The 18,652-nt window shown below is 34.3% G+C and carries 19 protein-coding genes and 1 riboswitch; of the genes, 16 read left to right on the forward strand and 3 right to left on the reverse strand.

All coding sequences use genetic code 11. The annotated features are described in order from the left end of the window. Window positions 1-37: 37 nt before the first annotated feature. From A0O34_RS10160 to A0O34_RS10205, 11 genes are all read left to right on the forward strand, one after another. A complete protein-coding gene (locus A0O34_RS10160) occupies window positions 38-1,033 on the forward strand; it encodes an outer membrane protein assembly factor BamD (protein WP_066754291.1) in 996 nt (331 codons plus the stop codon). Between the two features lie 42 nt (window positions 1,034-1,075). Continuing rightward, entirely contained in the window at window positions 1,076-1,399 is a 324-nt protein-coding gene (locus A0O34_RS10165; RefSeq protein WP_027378789.1) for a DNA-directed RNA polymerase subunit omega, read from the forward strand. Between the two features lie 120 nt (window positions 1,400-1,519). Then, complete coding sequence (coaBC, locus tag A0O34_RS10170; protein WP_066754292.1) at window positions 1,520-2,722, forward strand: bifunctional phosphopantothenoylcysteine decarboxylase/phosphopantothenate--cysteine ligase CoaBC; 1,203 nt, start codon at window positions 1,520-1,522, stop codon at window positions 2,720-2,722. A gap of 36 nt (window positions 2,723-2,758) precedes the next feature. Next, window positions 2,759-3,670 carry a type IX secretion system protein PorD gene (gene porD / locus A0O34_RS10175; protein ID WP_066754293.1) on the forward strand — a complete coding sequence of 304 codons (912 nt, stop codon included), beginning with the start codon at window positions 2,759-2,761 and terminating at the stop codon, window positions 3,668-3,670. A gap of 74 nt (window positions 3,671-3,744) precedes the next feature. Beyond that, the gene (locus A0O34_RS10180) at window positions 3,745-5,394 is read left to right on the forward strand and encodes a DNA repair protein RecN (RefSeq protein WP_066754296.1); all 1,650 of its coding nucleotides are present in this window, start codon (window positions 3,745-3,747) and stop codon (window positions 5,392-5,394) included. A 50-nt stretch (window positions 5,395-5,444) separates the two neighbouring features. Beyond that, window positions 5,445-6,911 (forward strand): DUF5687 family protein, encoded by a 1,467-nt coding sequence (locus A0O34_RS10185; RefSeq protein WP_066754298.1) that lies wholly within the window; start codon window positions 5,445-5,447, stop codon window positions 6,909-6,911. Between the two features lies 1 nt (window position 6,912). Next, entirely contained in the window at window positions 6,913-7,635 is a 723-nt protein-coding gene (locus A0O34_RS10190; RefSeq protein ID WP_066754301.1) for an ABC transporter ATP-binding protein, read from the forward strand. 266 nt (window positions 7,636-7,901) lie between these two features. Further along, window positions 7,902-8,468 carry an RNA polymerase sigma factor gene (locus tag A0O34_RS10195; protein ID WP_066754303.1) on the forward strand — a complete coding sequence of 189 codons (567 nt, stop codon included), beginning with the start codon at window positions 7,902-7,904 and terminating at the stop codon, window positions 8,466-8,468. Continuing rightward, window positions 8,449-9,063, forward strand: coding sequence for a hypothetical protein (locus tag A0O34_RS10200; RefSeq protein ID WP_066754305.1), 615 nt, complete (start codon window positions 8,449-8,451; stop codon window positions 9,061-9,063). Before A0O34_RS10195 ends, A0O34_RS10200 begins: the two co-directional genes overlap by 20 nt. A 48-nt stretch (window positions 9,064-9,111) precedes the next feature. Beyond that, window positions 9,112-9,306 carry a hypothetical protein gene (locus A0O34_RS22600; protein ID WP_228394378.1) on the forward strand — a complete coding sequence of 65 codons (195 nt, stop codon included), beginning with the start codon at window positions 9,112-9,114 and terminating at the stop codon, window positions 9,304-9,306. Window positions 9,307-9,396: 90 nt separating this feature from the next. After that, window positions 9,397-10,134, forward strand: coding sequence for an outer membrane beta-barrel protein (locus A0O34_RS10205; RefSeq protein ID WP_228394379.1), 738 nt, complete (start codon window positions 9,397-9,399; stop codon window positions 10,132-10,134). An 83-nt stretch (window positions 10,135-10,217) separates the two neighbouring features. On the opposite strand, the gene fumC is transcribed toward A0O34_RS10205, so the two are convergent. Further along, window positions 10,218-11,612, reverse strand: a complete 1,395-nt coding sequence (gene fumC / locus A0O34_RS10210) for a class II fumarate hydratase (protein ID WP_066754307.1) — start codon at window positions 11,610-11,612, stop codon at window positions 10,218-10,220. 1 nt (window position 11,613) lies between these two features. Beyond that, window positions 11,614-12,069 carry a hypothetical protein gene (locus A0O34_RS10215; protein ID WP_066754308.1) on the reverse strand — a complete coding sequence of 152 codons (456 nt, stop codon included), beginning with the start codon at window positions 12,067-12,069 and terminating at the stop codon, window positions 11,614-11,616. A gap of 175 nt (window positions 12,070-12,244) precedes the next feature. Between A0O34_RS10215 and A0O34_RS10220 the strand changes: the two genes are divergently transcribed. Both A0O34_RS10220 and A0O34_RS10225 read left to right on the forward strand, forming a co-directional pair. Beyond that, a complete protein-coding gene (locus A0O34_RS10220) occupies window positions 12,245-13,852 on the forward strand; it encodes a fumarate hydratase (protein ID WP_066759613.1) in 1,608 nt (535 codons plus the stop codon). A gap of 182 nt (window positions 13,853-14,034) precedes the next feature. Further along, window positions 14,035-14,316: a hypothetical protein gene (locus A0O34_RS10225; protein WP_066754310.1), complete on the forward strand. Its 282-nt coding sequence runs from the start codon at window positions 14,035-14,037 to the stop codon at window positions 14,314-14,316. A gap of 97 nt (window positions 14,317-14,413) precedes the next feature. Here the strand turns inward: A0O34_RS10225 and A0O34_RS10230 are convergent, their stop codons facing one another. Next, a complete protein-coding gene (locus A0O34_RS10230; RefSeq protein WP_066754311.1) occupies window positions 14,414-15,283 on the reverse strand; it encodes a helix-turn-helix transcriptional regulator in 870 nt (289 codons plus the stop codon). 151 nt (window positions 15,284-15,434) lie between these two features. Here A0O34_RS10230 and A0O34_RS10235 point away from each other — a divergent pair, with 151 nt between their 5' ends. The 3 genes from A0O34_RS10235 (at window position 15,435) to A0O34_RS10240 (ending at window position 18,332) form a co-directional block, all read left to right on the forward strand. Continuing rightward, window positions 15,435-17,498, forward strand: coding sequence for a T9SS type A sorting domain-containing protein (locus A0O34_RS10235; RefSeq protein WP_066754313.1), 2,064 nt, complete (start codon window positions 15,435-15,437; stop codon window positions 17,496-17,498). Window positions 17,499-17,734: 236 nt separating this feature from the next. Further along, window positions 17,735-18,016 carry a hypothetical protein gene (locus A0O34_RS22605; RefSeq protein ID WP_228394380.1) on the forward strand — a complete coding sequence of 94 codons (282 nt, stop codon included), beginning with the start codon at window positions 17,735-17,737 and terminating at the stop codon, window positions 18,014-18,016. Beyond that, entirely contained in the window at window positions 17,925-18,332 is a 408-nt protein-coding gene (locus tag A0O34_RS10240) for a T9SS type A sorting domain-containing protein (RefSeq protein ID WP_066754315.1), read from the forward strand. The genes A0O34_RS22605 and A0O34_RS10240 overlap by 92 nt, the downstream gene beginning before the upstream one ends. Window positions 18,333-18,471: 139 nt before the next feature. Beyond that, window positions 18,472-18,578: riboswitch (SAM riboswitch) on the forward strand. The last annotated feature ends 74 nt before the right edge of the window (window positions 18,579-18,652 follow it).

The following is an 18,652-nucleotide window of genomic DNA, read 5'->3' on the forward strand; positions in this document are numbered from 1 at the left end:
GATCGGTCATATAATCCGAAAACTGTGAATTTTTTATATGAAAAAATATATTTTAGGTCTTTTTGCTGTAGCTGTGGTATCTTCATGTGTGAGTCAGCAAGATAAAGCGATGAAAAGTGCGGATAAAAACTACATCTTAAAGGTTGCAAATGAGAACTTTGCAAAAAAGAAGTGGAAAAATTCACTGGCTCTTTATGACAGGTTGGCTAATTTGGTTGCAGGTACGGATGATTTCCCTAATGTGGGTTTCAATACGGCGTATGCAAACTATTATGATAAAAATTATAAGTTGGCTGGGCATCAGTTCAAAAACTTTGCAGTAAGTTTTCCAAAGGATCCTAGAGCAGAAGAGGCGGCGTATATGTCGGCTTTATGTTACTATGAAGGGTCAATGGATTATAATTTGGATCAGTCTAGTACAGAATTGGCAATTAATGAGTTACAGGATTTCTTGAATAATTATCCAACTTCTGAAAGATCTAAAAATATCACAACTCTTATTGATGAGCTGTCTTACAAGTTAGAGTTCAAATCTTACGAAAACGGAAGACAATACTTCAATATGGGTGATTATAAAGCTGCAAATACGGCTTTAGAAAACGTATTGGAAGATTTCCCGAGTACAAAACTTCGTCCGAAAATCTATGATTATATGATGAAGTCACGTTACTTATTGGCTCAAAAATCGATCTATGATCTTAAAGACGAACGTATTGAAAGTGCATTGTCATTTACAAAACAAGTTGAAAAAGATCTTCCGAATACAGAATATTCTAAAACTGCATTGGATCTTAGAGAGAAATTAGAGAAAGAAAAGAAAGATTTCGCAGTTGTAAAAAAACAAACAGAAGCTAGAATTGCAACATTAACTGCAAGACAGAAAAAAGAAGTAGAAAAGCTGGCTGAAAAGAACAAAACTGAAGATCAGATTAAAAATCAGATCGATGCTGAGAAGAAAGCAATGCAGATCCAGAGGGACAGTGCGAAGCTTCAGACACCTCCACCGGCAGCGACTTTCAAAATCCAAAGATAATTCGTAAATTTGCCACCTTATAAATAAATTAATTTTCTCAAAATGAGTGTAAAAGATACAAAAGCAGAAGTAAATACTATTACTTACGATAAAGACAAGATTGAAGATAAAGTAGGTTCAATCTATGAAGCTATTGTTATCATGGGAAAGAGAGCAGAGCAGATCAACGCAGAAATTCGTACAGAATTGCATAACAAATTAGACGAATTTGCTGTTCACAACTCTACATTGGAAGAAGTTTTCGAAAACAGAGAACAGATTGAGATCTCTAAACATTACGAAAAACTTCCAAAACCAACTTCTATCGCGATCGAAGAATGGTTAAACGAAGATATTTACTTCAGAAAAACTGAAGAAAGAAAATAAAAACCGTTTGGTTTTTAATAGATGAAGGTCATAAAGGAACTATTTCTTTTATGACCTTTGTTGTTTAAATGGTTTGTGAGAAAAAATAAGTATTTTAGTGTTTTAAAAAATTAAAACTAAATGAGTATTTCCGGGAAAAAGATTCTTATTGCCGTTTCTGGAGGAATTGCAGCCTATAAAATTCATTTTCTGATAAGAGATTTTATCAAAAAAGGTGCGGAAGTTCAGGTGATTATGACTCCGGATGCCGAGCATTTTGTAACGAAGCTGAGCTTGTCTACGCTATCGAAGAAATCTGTTTATACAGATTTCTACAACGAAAACGGAACATGGAACAGCCATGTTGAAATGGCGTTGTGGGCAGATGTAATGATCGTTGCGCCGTGTACAGCAAATACTTTGGCTAAAATGACGCACGGAATGTGTGATAATTTAGTCATTGCAACCTATATGTCAGCGAAATGCCCTGTTTTTATAGCTCCTGCAATGGATTTGGATATGTACGCACATCCTTCCACAAAACAGAATTTAGAATTGGCTGAGGATTTCGGGCATTTCATTATTCCTGCAGAAGATGGCGAGCTGGCAAGCGGACTGATCGGGCAGGGAAGAATGGCGGAACCGGAAACAATTGCTAAAGCGGTTGAAGAATTTTTTAATTCAAATCATAAAAAAACTTTAGAAGGAAAAACGGTTTTAATTACAGCCGGACCAACTTATGAAGCCCTTGATCCTGTAAGATTTATAGGAAATCATTCTTCAGGAAAAATGGGATTCTCTTTGGCGGAAGAAGCTTCAAAAAGAGGTGCAAAAGTTATTTTGATATCAGGGCCGACTTCTCAGGTGATGAATGATAAAAATGTTGATGTTCATAAAATTACTTCTGCAAAAGAAATGTTGACGAAAGTATTTGAGTTTTATGATACAATTGATATTGGAATCGCAAGTGCAGCTGTTGCAGACTATGCTCCAAAGGAAGTCGCTAAGGAAAAAATCAAAAAAAATGATGACAGCCTAACGATTGAATTAATTAAAAATCCGGATATTCTCAAAACAATGGGCGAAAAGAAAACCCATCAGTTTTTAGTCGGTTTTGCCTTGGAAACCCAAAATGAAGAAGAAAATGCCAAAGGAAAATTGGAAAAGAAAAATCTTGATATGATTGTTTTGAATTCTCTTCGTGATGAAGGCGCAGGATTTAAAAATGACACCAATAAAATAAAAATATTCACCAAAACGGAGAAAAAAGAATTTGAACTAAAATCTAAGGACGATGTTGCAAAAGACATTCTTAATTTTGTTGAGTCTCAGATATTGAAATAATTTTAATAAATTTCCGTTCTCAATTTTTAATAGATAATGAAAAAATACATAAGTTTATTTTTACTGCTTTTCATATGTAATCTTAGCTTTTCTCAGGAGTTGCTGGCTACCGTTCAGGTAAATGCTCAACAATTGGGTGGAAGTAACCAGCAGGCATATAAAGCCTTGGAAAAAAGTCTTAGGGATTTCATCAATAATACAAGTTGGACGGGGAAAAAGCTTCAGAATTTTGAAAAGGTAAAATGTAATTTTGCTATTGTTCTGACAGAAAGTCCAGGTAATAATAAATACAAAGGAAATATCGTTGTTCAGGCGGTACGTCCGGTTTATAATACCAATTATGAATCAACATTAATAAATCTTCAGGATCAGAGATTTTCTTTTGAATATATTGAAAATGAGAATCTTATTTTTAACGAAAGACAATTTTCCGGTAAAAACTTAATTGATATGATTAGTTTTTATGTTTATGTAATTTTAGGTTATGATGCAGACAGTTTCCAGTCTTCGGGTGGAACTCCATGGTTTCAAAAAGCTCAACAAATTGCGCAAAACGGAGAATCTCAGAATACTTATGAAGGATGGAAGCAAATCAACGAACCGAGAAACCGTTCACAGTTGATCAGAGAAATTATGAGTCCTAATATGGTACAGTTAAGATCTTTATTTTATACTTATCACAGAGCGGGCTTAGATAATTTGTTCAATCAGGATCAGACACAGGCAAAGAAAGTTATTTTTGATGGTTTGTTACAGTTGAAAACTTATGAAAGCAATTTCACCCAGAATTATTATTTAGATCTTTTTCTGATGAATAAAGCGGATGAGATTTTTAATATTTTTAATTCTAATAATAATGGAGGAATTGCATTGGGTGATCTGAAACAATTATTGATCCTCATGAATCCGAAAAATACAGACTCTAAGTGGAGTCAGTGGAAACAATAAAACTCTGATTTTTCAGTCTTGAATTCTGAATTTTAAAGTTCTATATTTGCATTACCTAAAGTAACGCTACATCAATGCTTTCGAGAATTTACATTAAAAATTTTGCCCTAATTGATACGCTTGATGTATCATTACACAACGGTTTACAAGTAATAACTGGGGAAACCGGTGCCGGCAAATCTATTATTTTGGGTGCTCTCAGACTTATTTTGGGTGAGAGAGCAGACGTAAAATCTATTTCAAATGCAGCAGAAAAAAGCATTGTAGAAACGGAATTTGAATTAAATAATCAGTTCAAAAAATTCTTTATCGAAAATGATCTCGATTATGAGCATCAAACCATTATCCGCAGAGAAATTTCTCCTGCCGGGAAATCCAGAGCGTTTATTAATGATGTTCCGGTTACGTTGGATGTTTTAAGAGAATTGTCTTCGCAACTTATTGATATTCATTCACAGTTTGAAACTTCAAACCTTTTCACATCAGAATATCAGTTTAAAATCATTGACGGACTTTCCGAAAATAAAAAGATCGTTGAAGAATATCAGCATGAATTTTTAGAATTTCAAAGCTTAAAAACTCAACTAAAAAAATTACAGACACAACTTTCCGAAAGCAATAAAGAAAGCGATTACAAGCAGTTTTTATTGAATGAATTGGAAGAGTTGAATCTGGATGATGTTGATTATGAAGAATTAAAAAATCTGCTTTCTATTCAGGAAAATGCAGGAATGATTTCCGAAAATCTGGCTCAGGTTTTATCAAGATTTCATCAGGAAGAAATCGGGATTTTATCTTTCTTTAATGAAGCTAAAAATAAATTGTCAAAAATTTCTGAGGTTTCAAACAGCTTTTCTGAGCTTGACCAAAGATTAGAAATATCTTTTGTAGAATTAAAAGACATCATTTCCGAGTTGGAAAACGAGTCTGAAAAAATTGAAATCAATCCTGAAAATCTTGCTTCACTTTCTGAATTGAATAATAAACTCAATGCTCTATTTATTAAGCATAATGTTTCTGATGTTAATGAATTAAAAGAAATCAGAGATCAGTTAGCAGGAGAACAACAAGGTGCATCAGAATTAGAATCAAATATTATTGAAATTGAAGAAAATATTTCTAAAAAGGAAAAATCTCTTCAATCTCTTTCCGAAAAACTTTCTAAAAATAGAAAGAAAAGTATTCCTGTTTTCATTAAAAAAGCAGAAAGCTTACTTAAAAAACTAGGTCTTGAAAAAGCTAAAGTTGATATTGAGCTTCAAGATACTTCAGAATTCAATCAATTCGGGAAAGAAAATATTCAGTTATTGTTTCAGGCAAACTCTGGGTTTCCTTTAAAGCCTATTCAAACAGCTATTTCCGGCGGTGAAAGATCACGAGTAATGTTGGCTGTCAAAAAAATCATTGCTGAAAGTGACGAGCTTCCAACGCTTATTTTAGACGAAATCGATAGCGGAGTTTCAGGAAAAGTAGCCGAAGAAATCGGAAATCTGATGCGTGAAATGTCTCAGGACATGCAGTTGATCGTTATTTCTCACTTAGCGCAGGTTGCCGCAAAAGGAAATAATAATTACAAAGTGGTAAAACAGGATATTGCAGGAAAAACGCAATCAACCATTGTTACTTTGAGTGACGAAGAAAAACTCAACGAAATTGCCCAATTACTTTCCGGAAGTAAAATTACTGAAGCGGCTTTGGCGCAGGCGAAAGAATTAATTGGCTAAAAATCTGTAACATATTTTGCATTCCACTTACTAATGTAAAAAAGTAAACTATGTTTGTAAAGTTCCTAAGGCTAGAAATAAAAAGTTTTTTTCGCGGTACTTCTGTTGGGGTAAATTTGGCCATGAAGATCTTACGGTTTATGGGGATTCTTTATTTTATGGCATGTTTGGTGGGAGGGGCTTTTGCTGTTTTCTACATGGTTCAGGAAAAGATGAATGCCGATCCTATAAAAGTAGTTTCAAAATTCATGATTATTGCCTGGGTAGTAGATTTGATTGTCAAATACATGTGGCAGGAAATGTCTACCCAAAACATAAAACCCCTTCTTACGCTGAATATCTCTAAGAAAACATTGGTCAATTACATGTTGATCAAAACATTTTTATCGGTTTTCAGTTGGATAAATTCTTTATTTTTCATCACATTTTCTATCGTCGCGCTATTCAACGGATACGGATTTGTAGAAGTTTTGGCTTGGTTTATTGGAGTTTCTTTGCTTTTCTACCTTAATAATTTCATCAATATACTTTTCAATAATAAAGAAACGATTGCTATCGTAATTGGTTCTATATTCGTAGGATTAGGACTTTTGACGTATTACCATATCATTCCGCTTTTGTCTTATTCTGAAACCTTTTTCTATGGTTTTTATACAAAGCCTTATTTAATTTTAATACCAATCGTTTTGTTTTCGGGACTTTGGTGGATTTGTTTTAAACATGTTTATCAGGAATTTTACTTGGATCAAGGATTGGAAGCAAAAAAAGTGATTGGAAGAACCGAAAATATTGCCTTTTTAAATAAATATGGTGTCCTCGGAACATTTATTAATAACGATATCAAGCTGTTAAGACGTAATAAAGTAGCCAAAGGAATCATTTTAGGGAGTTTTCTGTTTATTTTCTATGGAATGCTCATGTTCAGTTCATCAGTCTATAAAACGCCTTACATGATGATGCTTATGGGACTTTTTGTGACGGGAGGTTTTCAATTTTTGTTTGGGCAAAGGGTTCCGGCTTTCGACAGTTCTTATTATCCTTTGATGATGACCTTGAATGGTCCTTATAAAGAATATTTAAAAGCAAAATGGTGGTTGATGAATATTGTAACTGGAGTTTCCATGATTATTGCCATATTTTATGCTTATTGGGGTTGGGAAATCTACATTACTTTCTTCGCAGCGGGGTTGTACAATATTGGAGTTAATTCTCAATTTACGCTTTGGTCTGGAGCATTTAATAAAACTCAAATCGATCTTAATTCCAGAGAAAAAAGGATTGGACAGAAAAATAGTTTCAATATGAAAGCTTTGCTGTTATTAATTCCAAAAATGCTTTTACCGATGGCTGTTTTTGGAATTTCAAAATATTTCTTCGGAATGACTGCCGGTGTGGTAAGCATCGCAATTTTAGGATTAATTGGATTTTTATTGAGAGAAAAAATCTTCGACACCATCGTAAGACACTATAAAAAAGAGAAATACAGTACGTTAGACGCATTCAAAAACAAAGATTAATATGATTACTATAAATAATTTATCTAAAACATACGGAACTGCGACTGTTCTGAATATCGAAAATATTGAAATCCCAAACGGCGAAACTTTCGGTCTTGTAGGAAATAACGGAGCCGGAAAAACAACGTTATTCAGCTTAATGTTAGATCTGATTCAGGCTACCACAGGTTCTGTAAGCATTGACGGAATTAAAGTAAGCGAATCCGAAGCCTGGAAAAGCAAAGTTTCAGCTTTTGTGGATGATACTTTTTTAATTGGTTATCTGACACCAGAGGAATATTTCTATTTCATCGGTGAACTGAGAGGACAGAATAAAGCTTCTGTAGATGAATTTTTAAAACAGTTTCATGATTTATTTAATGGAGAAATTTTGAATTCAGGAAAATATGTTCGTGATCTGTCAAAAGGAAATCAGAAAAAAGTAGGAATTGTAGGCGCAATTATCGGAAATCCTGAAATTATTATTCTGGATGAGCCTTTTGCCAACTTAGATCCTTCCACACAGATTAAACTGAAGAATTTAATTAAAGAATTATCGAAACAAGATGGGGTGACGTTTCTTATTTCAAGTCACGATCTTTCACATACGACAGAGGTTTGCAACAGAATTGTTGTGGTAAATAAAGGTCAGTTGGTAAAAGATATTCAGACCAATCCTGAAACTTTGAAAGAGCTTGAACAGTATTTTGCAGATCAGGTTTCAACTCCGACTGAGGCAATTTAAGTTAAAATTTTAAGTTACTCTTTTACGAAAAAATAAGTTGAAACAGAGTAAATAGAATATAAAAGGTCAGAACATATTTCTGACCTTTTTGTTTTTGAAACTTTTAAGTTTAGATTTATTTAATTTTATAATCATTTGATTTATAGATTTTTGTATTTGCTTGTTAAATAGGAAAAATATTAATTCAAAATCTTTTTTAATAAAAATATATTTTTGTGTAACCTTTTTAGGTTTTCGTTGTCTTTACCATAGAAACAGTTTTAAGAATGAAAATTTTGTTCGGAAATAAAAAAGAAGATTTGCTGAGCCGTCTTAAGAAACAAGATCCGGCTGCTCAGAAAGTTTTCTATGAGCAAAACGTTAAGAAGTTCCTGAGCGTGGGTAAAAGCTACATCATAGACCTCTATCAGGCGGAAGACTGTATTATCAAAGCTTTCTGTAAAATTTTTAAAAATATTGAAGCTTTTCGTGGTGATGGTAATCTCGAAGGATGGGCAAGAAGAATTGTGGTGAATGAATGTCTTAATTTTATCAAAAGCCATAAAACGGTTTTTTACATTGACGATATCAACCCATCTTTTATGGTAGAAGTTCTGGAAGATGAAATTACCGTTGATTTCGATGCTCAGGAGTTGTTGAATCAGCTTCCGGATGCTTACAGAATGGTTTTCAACTTGTACGTTCTGGAAGGCTACTCGCATCAGGAAATTTCCGATACATTACAGATTTCGCTGGCGGTAAGCAAGACGCAACTGTTTCGAGCTAAAGAGAAGTTAAGAGTACTTTATCTTCAACAACAAAAAACAATGAAAAATGAGCACGCACAAAGATAATTTAGAACATCAGATAAAAAAACATATAGAAGAAAGAGAAATCACTCCTTCAAGAGATCTGTGGTTAGAAATTGAATTACAGAAAGAGCAGAAAAAATCTACATCTTATATCAGCAGGGCTTTGGCTGCCGCATGCATCGTTCTGGCTTTTGGTTTGGGATTCGTTCTTTTTTCAAATCCTTCAGTGAAAGGAAAAACTCAACATACAGAAATTGCTGAGATAAAAAATGAACCTACACCAAAAGAATCTTCTGAAAAAGTAAATAAAGATACAGAGCTGGTTTATGCGGATAAAAATTCAGTTCCCGAAAACAAGGATGTTTCAACTAAAATTACCGATGAAGTTCAACCTTCAAAAGTTTTAGCAGAACAGAAACAAATACTTCCGCAAAAAGAATGGCTGCAAATGGTCGTTCCACAGCTTCCTAAAATTAAGACTGAACAAATTATGGCTCAGGCAGATTCTGCAAAAATTCCTGCGAAAAGAAAAAAATATGTAGATCCAGCCACATTACTTTTTTCTGTTGAACATAAAGATGTTATTGAAAAAACTAAAGAAAGCAACGTCGCGAGCGTTGATCTGAACGCAAAATAAAACTCATTTTAACAATAAAAAATTAATAATATGATCAAGAAAATTATCATGATGGGATTCCTATGTGTATTATCCACATCAGCGTATTCACAGAGAAAATCATTATCAGTAAACCTTCAGTCAAAAAATGATACCGAGGTAAGCCCTATTGTAAAGGAAAAAGTAGATGAGTATGCCCAAAAAATAGATGCAATCATTCAGGAAGAGAAAAAGCTGATGGAAGCAGAATTAGTTACTCTCTAATCAAAAAACCTTGACAAAATTGAGTTTGATAAACAAAAATCACTCATAGCCGATCGTTTCTCCGAAAAAATTGATATAAGAATTGAAGAATTGGGCTTTGATCTTGACAACGTAATTCAAAAGCAGGTAAGATATTCCCTTCTTAACTCTGATATTGCATCTAATGAAGAGTTAAAAGCACAATTGATCAAAAAATTCAGACCAACTAAAAGTCTTTCAGGATATTTTTCTTACGGAATCATGAATCTTACCAATAATAAAGCTGATAACCATTTAGATAAAAACTTAGGATATGCCGGAAATTTTGAATTTGGTTTTAAACTTAATTATCAGTTTGGAAGAACAAGTTCGTGGGGATTGATTTCAGGAATTGGTTTTTCTTGGAGAACTTTAAATATTGATAACAATATGTTTTTCATGAAAAATATCAATGCCAATCCTGTCCTTGCTCATTATGAAAATGGATTGAGCAAAAGTAAGCTGAGAACCGGATACATCATAGTTCCGCTTGGTATTCAGTATAATTTTTCGAAGATCAAAAACGCCGGGATGGATGTTGAGTACCGAGATTATAATAAAGGTTTCAAAGTGGGAGCGAATGTTTATGGTGGAGTAAAAATGGCTACCAATAATATTGTCAAAGGAGATGGAATCAGTGACAGAGATAGAAGCAATTATCAGGTGAGTCCTTTTATCTATGGAGGGCAGTTCACGGTTTCTTACAATGAGTTCAGCATTTTTGTGAAAAAAGATTTTGGTAATTTCTTTAAAAACGGAAATTTTGAAAATGATAAAGCTTTAATTTTTGGGGTAGTACTTTGGTGGTAAAAGACATGTAACCATTCATATATGAAAAAACGCTGGGAAAAATTTCTCAGCGTTTTTACAATATAATAATTAAATCTAGTTTTCTATTTTAAACTTCCAACCATATCTTCCGGCTTCACCCACTCGTCAAATTGTTCAGCAGTTAAAAGTCCAAGATTTATAGCTTCTTCTTTCAACGTCGTTCCGTTTTTGTGAGCTGTTTTTGCAATTTTTGCTGCATTTTCATAACCGATATGGGTATTCAAAGCAGTAACAAGCATCAGAGATTTATCTACCAATTCTTTAATTCTTTCATTGTTAGGTTCAATTCCAACGGCGCAATGATCATTAAATGAAATACATGCATCAGCAATTAGCTGTGCAGATTGTAAGAAATTGTAAGCCATCACTGGTTTGAAAACATTCAACTCATAATTTCCTTGAGTTCCCGCAAAAGAAATTGTCGTATCATTTCCTAAAACCTGTGCGCAAACCATTGTTAACGCTTCATTTTGGGTAGGATTTACTTTTCCGGGCATAATGGAAGATCCCGGCTCATTTTCCGGAATGTGAATTTCACCAATTCCTGAACGCGGCCCGGAAGCCATTAATCTGATATCCTGAGCAATTTTAAATAAAGAAACGGCCAATTGTTTTAAAGCTCCATGAGACTCAACAATAGCATCGTGAGCAGCTAAAGCTTCAAATTTATTTTCAGCGGTCACGAATGGAAGATTGGTGAATTTTGCAATATATTCTGCTACTTTTATATCATAACCTTGAGGTGTATTTAAACCAGTTCCAACTGCTGTTCCTCCCAAAGCAAGTTCAGAAAGATGAGGTAACGTATTTTTTAAAGCTTTTAAACCGTAATTTAGCTGAGCAACATATCCTGAAAACTCCTGTCCTAAAGTCAGTGGAGTTGCATCCATTAGATGCGTTCTTCCGATTTTTACAATATCTTTAAATGCAGCCGATTTTTCAGCTAACGTATCTCTTAATTTTTCAACCGCCGGAATCGTTGTTTCCACTACTTTTTTGTACGCTGCGATGTGCATTGCTGTTGGATAGGTATCGTTTGAGGATTGTGATTTATTCACGTCATCATTAGCATGAACTTCAGATTTGTCACCTAAATTTCCTCCGTTGTTGACATGCGCTCTGTTAGAAATAACTTCATTCACATTCATGTTAGATTGTGTCCCTGAGCCAGTTTGCCAGATGACTAAAGGAAATTGATCGTTTAATTTTCCTTCTAAGATTTCTTTGCAAACTTTAGCGATCATATCTCTTTTTTCGGCAGGAAGAACTCCCAGATCGGTATTGGTGAAGGCTGCAGCTTTTTTTAAATAAGCAAAAGCTTCAATAATTTCGTGGGGCATTGAACCTTCAGGACCAATCTTAAAATTGTTTCTTGAACGTTCCGTCTGTGCTCCCCAAAACTTATCAGCAGGCACTTGTACCTCACCCATGGTGTCTTTTTCTATTCTGTAATTCATATTATTTATTTGATTTTTCTTTTGTTAGTATAATATCATCCATGTCCTCCATATTCACTGTTACATCATCCATTATCCAACATGTTGGACCAACTGATTTTAAATTTAATTTCATATTGTTTTCCGACAAATCGGAAATTGTTATAGTTCCTTTGGAGAAAATGCATTTTTCAAAGCGTAATGAAGAAACTTTGGCCTCTTTTATATTGATAATGAATTCATTTTTTTCGTTTGTTGAAACATCAGATTTTTGTACAATAAACTTTACATTTTGAAAATTAATAAACGAAAATGTAAAAGAATTTTGGCTGTCTTCCAATATTTGAAATTTAATGGGATCTTCTCCAATTTTTCCTACCCAAGTTCCTGAAAGTTTGGAAATGTTATCTAGTTTTTTCTGAGCAAAACTATTGTTGCAAATAGCAAGAAAGAAAAGTATGATTAAAATATTTTTCATTGAAATTAAATAATTATTGCTTTTAAAAACTTTTTGGTTAAAAATACGTTTCTATAAAATTAATCATAAACTCAGAATCCCGCAATTTATAATCATTATAAATATCAATTCAAGTCACTGATTTTACTCATGCTTTTTTGCGTAAGGCGTATTTTTGCATCAAGAAAAAATTGAAATGGAATTTAGATATCAGGATCCGTACCCGATTCAAAAGGACGATACGGTTTATAAAAAGTTGACTTCAGAGTATGTAAAAGTTGAAAAACTGGGAGACAGAGAAATTTTAACCGTTGATCCAAAAGGACTGGAGTTATTGGCTGAAGAAGCTATGGCAGATGTTTCTTTCATGCTTCGTTCGTCTCACTTAGAAAGTTTGAAAAGAATTATTGATGATCCTGAAGCTACCGATAATGACAGATTCGTTGCCTATAACTTATTACAGAATGCTGCTGTAGCAGTGGAAGGAGCGTTGCCTTCTTGCCAAGATACAGGAACTGCTATCGTAATGGGTAAAAAAGGAGAGAACGTTTACACAGGCGTTGATGACGGTGAATATTTAAGCAAAGGAATTTACAATACATACCAAAAAAGAAATTTAAGATATTCTCAGGTTGTTCCTTTGAATATGTTTGATGAGAAAAATTCTGGTTCAAATCTTCCGGCGCAGATTGATTTGTATGCTAAAAAAGGAGATTCTTACGAGTTTTTATTCTTAACGAAAGGAGGAGGTTCTGCCAACAAAACATTTTTATATCAAAAAACGAAGTCTTTGCTGAACGAAAAATCTTTGGAAGCTTTTGTAAAAGAGAGAATTTCAGATTTGGGAACTGCTGCTTGCCCGCCTTATCACTTGGCTTTGGTGATTGGAGGAACTTCTGCGGAAGCGAATTTGGCTACAGTAAAGAAAGCATCTGCAAAATATTACGATAATCTTCCGACAGAAGGAAATGAAGCTGGTCAGGCGTTCAGAGATTTGGAATGGGAAGCTAAAGTTCAGAAAATCTGCCAGGAAAGTGCTATTGGCGCTCAGTTTGGTGGAAAATATTTAACCCACGATGTTCGAGTTATCAGACTTCCTCGTCACGCGGCTTCTTGCCCGGTTGGAATGGGAGTTTCTTGTTCAGCAGATAGAAATATTAAAGGAAAAATCACTAAAGACGGTATTTTCTTAGAGCAATTGGAGGAAGATCCAAAGAGATTCTTACCTGCAACTCCGCCACACTTAGAGGAAGCGGTCGAGATCAATTTGAATAAGCCAATGCCTGAAATTCTTGCCGAGCTTTCAAAATATCCAATTAAAACAAGATTAAAATTAAACGGAACATTGATCGTTGCAAGAGATATCGCTCACGCAAAGATCAAAGAATTGTTGGATAGCGGACAGCCAATGCCTGAATATTTCAAAAATCACCCGATCTATTATGCGGGACCAGCAAAAACTCCGGAAGGAATGGCTTCAGGAAGCTTCGGACCCACGACTGCGGGAAGAATGGATGTTTACGTTGACGAATTCCAAAGCCATGGCGGAAGTATGGTGATGCTGGCAAAAGGAAACAGAACGAAAGACGTTACCGATGCTTGTCATAAATACGGAGGATTCTATATTGGTTCAATTGGAGGGCCTGCCGCAATCTTGGCAAAAGACAATATTTTGTCTGTTGAGGTGGTTGATTTCCCTGAATTAGGAATGGAAGCGGTAAGAAAAATTGAAGTGAAAGATTTCCCTGCATTCATCATTACCGATGATAAAGGAAATGATTTCTTCGCAAATCTTGCTCATTAAATTAGTAGAAGTTAATTTTATGCTCAGAAATTCCGACAACAACTATAAGTCTAATTTCTAACATCTAATATCTAACTTCTCCATCAATTAGTTTAAAATAAAAATAAATAATGAAAATAGGGCGCTGATCTTTTGTTTAAAAAAGAAAAAAGTTCTATTTTTGCCTAAAATATATAAGAAAAATGATGTTATCAGCATTTTGGCCGTTTTATCAGTTCCTTTGGACAATCTACTTTGTTACAATGTTCCTTGTAGGATTCTGGTGTATCTTTATGTTTTTTGGATTGGTAATCCCAATGTGGTTAAGTGAAGGTTTGATGGAATACTTCGGTAAAGTAAAACCTTTTGATCCGGAAGATATCAGAAGAAAAGAATTGAATGAGCAGAAGGGTGTAGAAGTGATCTTCAGCAACCCTAAAGGAAACGGACCTTTCTTACACGATAGTCACGGACATCATCATTAATTGATTGTCATTGCTTTTTCACATGAATTCTGAAAAAGTAATATCAAAGCAAAACAACATATATAAACCACTTAATTTATTAGGTGGTTTTCTGTTTTTATCCGTTTCTTAATGTTTCAGGGGATACTCCGTATTTTTTCTTAAATGCTCTTGTGAAATTTTGAACGTATTCATAGCCGCATTCAATGGCGATTTCTTTGATCATGATTTCTTTATCGATGATCATTTTTTTTGCTTTAAGCATTCTTAGTTCAGAAAGATAATCGGTGACGGTAATATGATATTGAGCTTTAAACTCTTTTCTTATTTTGTTTTGATTGATTCCTATCAGCTTTCCGATCTCTTCAACTTTTATATTCTTGTGAAAATTTTCATCAACAAATTTTTTAATGATTGATGGTGTTTTGGGAGAAGTCTCGATCGTATTTTTTTCATTGAATTGTTCAAAAATTAAAATCAAAAGCTTAATAATCTTCGCTTCAATGAATAATTTCTGCATCACACCTCTTTTAGAATAACTTACAATTTCCCTTAAAATGATATGCATTTCGACAGTCATATTCGGAGGTGTTTCTTTGTGAAGAAAAATATAATTGTTTTCGATCATATTTTCCAAAATCTCCGCACTTTCTCGATTAGATTCAGGATTGATAAGATTAAATATATATTGATAATTGATCTGAATTTGAAGATATTTTAAAACTTCCTGATTTTCCGTCCAAAGTTTAGCCGTACTTTCTTGACGCGAATAATGAAGAATGTATTGGTTTTTCTTGAATATAAAATGAGTTCCACAATCTTGGGCTTCCAGATTGATATTAGGACTTAACAAAAAGATTAAGTTAAAGCTCGATTTTCCTTCGATCATATTAGATCTGGAATAGGTTTCAGGGCACGAGTCTTCCTGCATTATGATTTTAATGTCTTCGGATCTGAACAATAACCCATTTTTAGATTGATTCTTCATACGACAAGTTTTTACGAGCATGGTACAATTTAACGTGAAAGCCAGACATCAGATAACAAAAAGTTTGGAAATGATAACTTACGGTTAAGAATGTCAACTAATTTTGCGCAAAATTAAATTAAATTTAGAATAAATAAAAATAATATTCATTATGTTCGGAAATTTATATTTTGCGATGAAAAAAATTGGGGTGGGATTAGGGTTGCTTACTATCGCAGGAAGTTACTCATACGCACAGCAATGGGAGAATGTTGGATCGGTGCAACCGATATCAGCAGCAGGAACGAGCCACAATAATTTGGTGGTAGACAATTCGGGAAATTATTTTATTTCTTATTATGATGCATCTGTAACAAAAGGTTCTGTTCAGAAATTTAACGGAACTTCTTGGTCTTATGCCGGAGGAAGTGCCGGAATTACATCAGGAATAGCATTGTACAACTCTTTATCTGTTGATGGTTCAGGTAATATCTATTATACAAATCAAGGAACGGGATTAGAAGTTCGTCAGTTTAACGGAACCGCTTGGTCTCAATTGCTAAGTGCAACAACGAGTACGGTTAATTATCATGCTTCTGCGGTATCCCCGTCGAATGTATTATTCACTTTTGGTACTAATAATTCAGGAACGGTTCAGCGTTATGTGAACGGAGCTTGGGAGCAGGTAGGAAATACAGGTTTCTCTAGTGGAGCTTCATTTGCAGAAATGGTGATCGGAACTAATAACAAAGTGTATACTTGCAACGTAGCAAGTGGAGTAAGAGTATACGAAAATACAACGACTGCAACCACTTCTGACAATTGGGTATTGACGGGCGGAAGTATTGTTGATGCTTCATCTTCAGGAGAAAGTTATACATCGGATATAGCAATTGATGCTAATAATAATCTATATGTTGCTTATGTTTCAAACTCTGCAAACTCAAGAAAGGTAAATGTTAAGAAATTTGACGGAACTTCTTGGGTGCAGTTAGGAAATGCCTATTTTTCTTCAGGAGGTGTTCAGCATGTTGCCATTGCAGTAACTTCTGCTGGCGAGCCTTACGTGGTAGCAAGCCGTTGGGAAAATGATGATTTACTGAGAAATACAGTTTACAAATTAGATAACGCTACTCAAATATGGGGAACTTTAGGAGGGAATTTCCTTTCTGACGGACAGGCAACTTACAATGATCTGGCTATTGATAAAGTGAATAATTATCTTGTTTTAGCTTATACAGACGGAGGTTTAAAAGTAAAAAGAATTTCTTTAGGAAATGCTTCTCAGCTTTGTAATAATACAGATCCGGGAACTAATATTGGTGACTTGGGTTGTGTTACTTTTACCTATAAAGGACAGCCTGTTACATATACAACAGTAAGAGGATCAGACGGAAAAATTTGGCTTCAGCAAAACTTAGGAAGCGCCCAGGTGGCAACTGCTCAGGCAGATGCAGATTCTTATGGAGACCTTTTCCAATGGGGAAGATGGGATGACGGCCATCAGGCAAGAAATTCATCAATTATTAATGCTCCTTCAACGAATAATCCAAGTGCATTGGCAGGTGTTAATTCATTTATTATTGGTTCTAGTGCAAGCTCATGGTGGGGTGGAAACGCTTCAAGCGACCAATGGACAGCGAATAACGCTTCAGCAGTAAATCCAGCAATCGGAGCAGATCCTTGTAAAGCAATCGGACAGGGTTGGAAAATGCCTTCTCAGGCAGATTGGACATCGGCTATAAATGCAGCATCGATCAGCAATCCGACTTCAGCTTTTAACAGTAAATTAAAATTGCCGGCAGGTGGTTATAGAGGCAGTACAGATGGTGGATTTACCTATGTAGGACAAAGAGGTTATTTCTGGAGTTCAGATGTAGCAAACACTGGCGGAAAATATCTTTACGTAGGAACTACAATTGCAAACGCTTCTTCTGGGGCTCCAAGAGGTCAGGGTGCTTCTGTAAGGTGTGTTAAAGATTTTACAGGTTTAAGTACTTCAGATATTAAACTTAATACACTAGGAATTTATCCCAACCCAACCAACGGAATTCTTTACATTAAAGCAGATTCAGCGATTGAAAATGTAAATGTAATGAATATTGTTGGGCAGAAAATTAATGTAAGATTCTCTAATGACCAGATCGATATGCAAGGACTTCCAAAAGGAATTTACATTGTAGAATTGAAATTAAAGAACGGACAGACTTTCTCTAAAAAAATCAGCAAAAACTAAAGTCCATAGATATTTGATTGATGAACAAAAGGCTTTTTTGAGGCCTTTTGTTTTACATATTAGTTCATTATTAAATTGCAGAAACCCGTTGTGTATGATAAAAATACACATCGGGTTTTATTTTATAAATTGATGAGCTTCGAATAGCTAAAGTTTGAATTTTTATAGTTAAAAGCAAAAATTTCTCAAAAAACAATTTACTTTCATATCGTACTAGTTGAAAAAAACAAACTTTTATGAAGAAATTTTATTCAAGTGTATTGTTGTTTATGACAGTCCTTATTTTTGGACAGATAAGTTATACAATTACACCAAATCCTTTCAATGATCCGAATGGATTAATTACAAGAATTTACGTGTACAATAACACGGCGAGTACTGTTCAGAATGTTGTAGTTATAGCCAATTATGATACTTCTGAAAAAGATGTTGTGCCTTACTTCCCGTACACAGGACAGTGGAAAAATTTACTGGATAACAATAGTATCAATAGTTTCTTCTACAACAGCTCCCATTAATCTACAACCGGGAGAATTTAGAATTTTCGAAAATTATACGGGAACTTTATCTATAATTGATGCTAACGCAGAAAATAAATTATCACTTCAAATTGCAGACAATCCTGTTAAAAACGGCTTGGCGAAATTAATTTATCATAAAGCTAAAAACGGTGAAATTATAATTTATGACATGAGTGGTAAAAAAATGGATTCCATTAAGCTTAAAAATGAGTCCGGAACTTATGAATTAAAAGCTAATTATCCTACCGGAACCTATCTGGTGCATTTAAAATCTAAAACCGGAGTTGCTATACAGAAAATGATTATTAAATAAATATATTTTAAACAAAGAGAGGTAATGAAAATTATCTCTCTTTTTATTTGCTGTAAAATTTACATTCACCATTCACATTTTAACAGTTCACCATTCACAAATTTTTGCAGTTTTAAATTATTAATCTACCTTTGCAGTAGATTTATCAAGAAAGGTGGAGGGATTTGGCCCTGTGAAACCTTAGCAACCGACACAATTCCAGCGTGTAAAGGTGCTAATTCCAACCCGATTGAGGGTAGATAAGTGAAGCAATATTCTAAATATTCATTCCATTTCTTGACAATCTTTGTTGGCGGATTTTTGTCCGTCAGGGTTTATTA

The sequence above is a fragment of the Chryseobacterium glaciei genome, from assembly GCF_001648155.1.
Lineage (GTDB): Bacteria > Bacteroidota > Bacteroidia > Flavobacteriales > Weeksellaceae > Chryseobacterium > Chryseobacterium glaciei.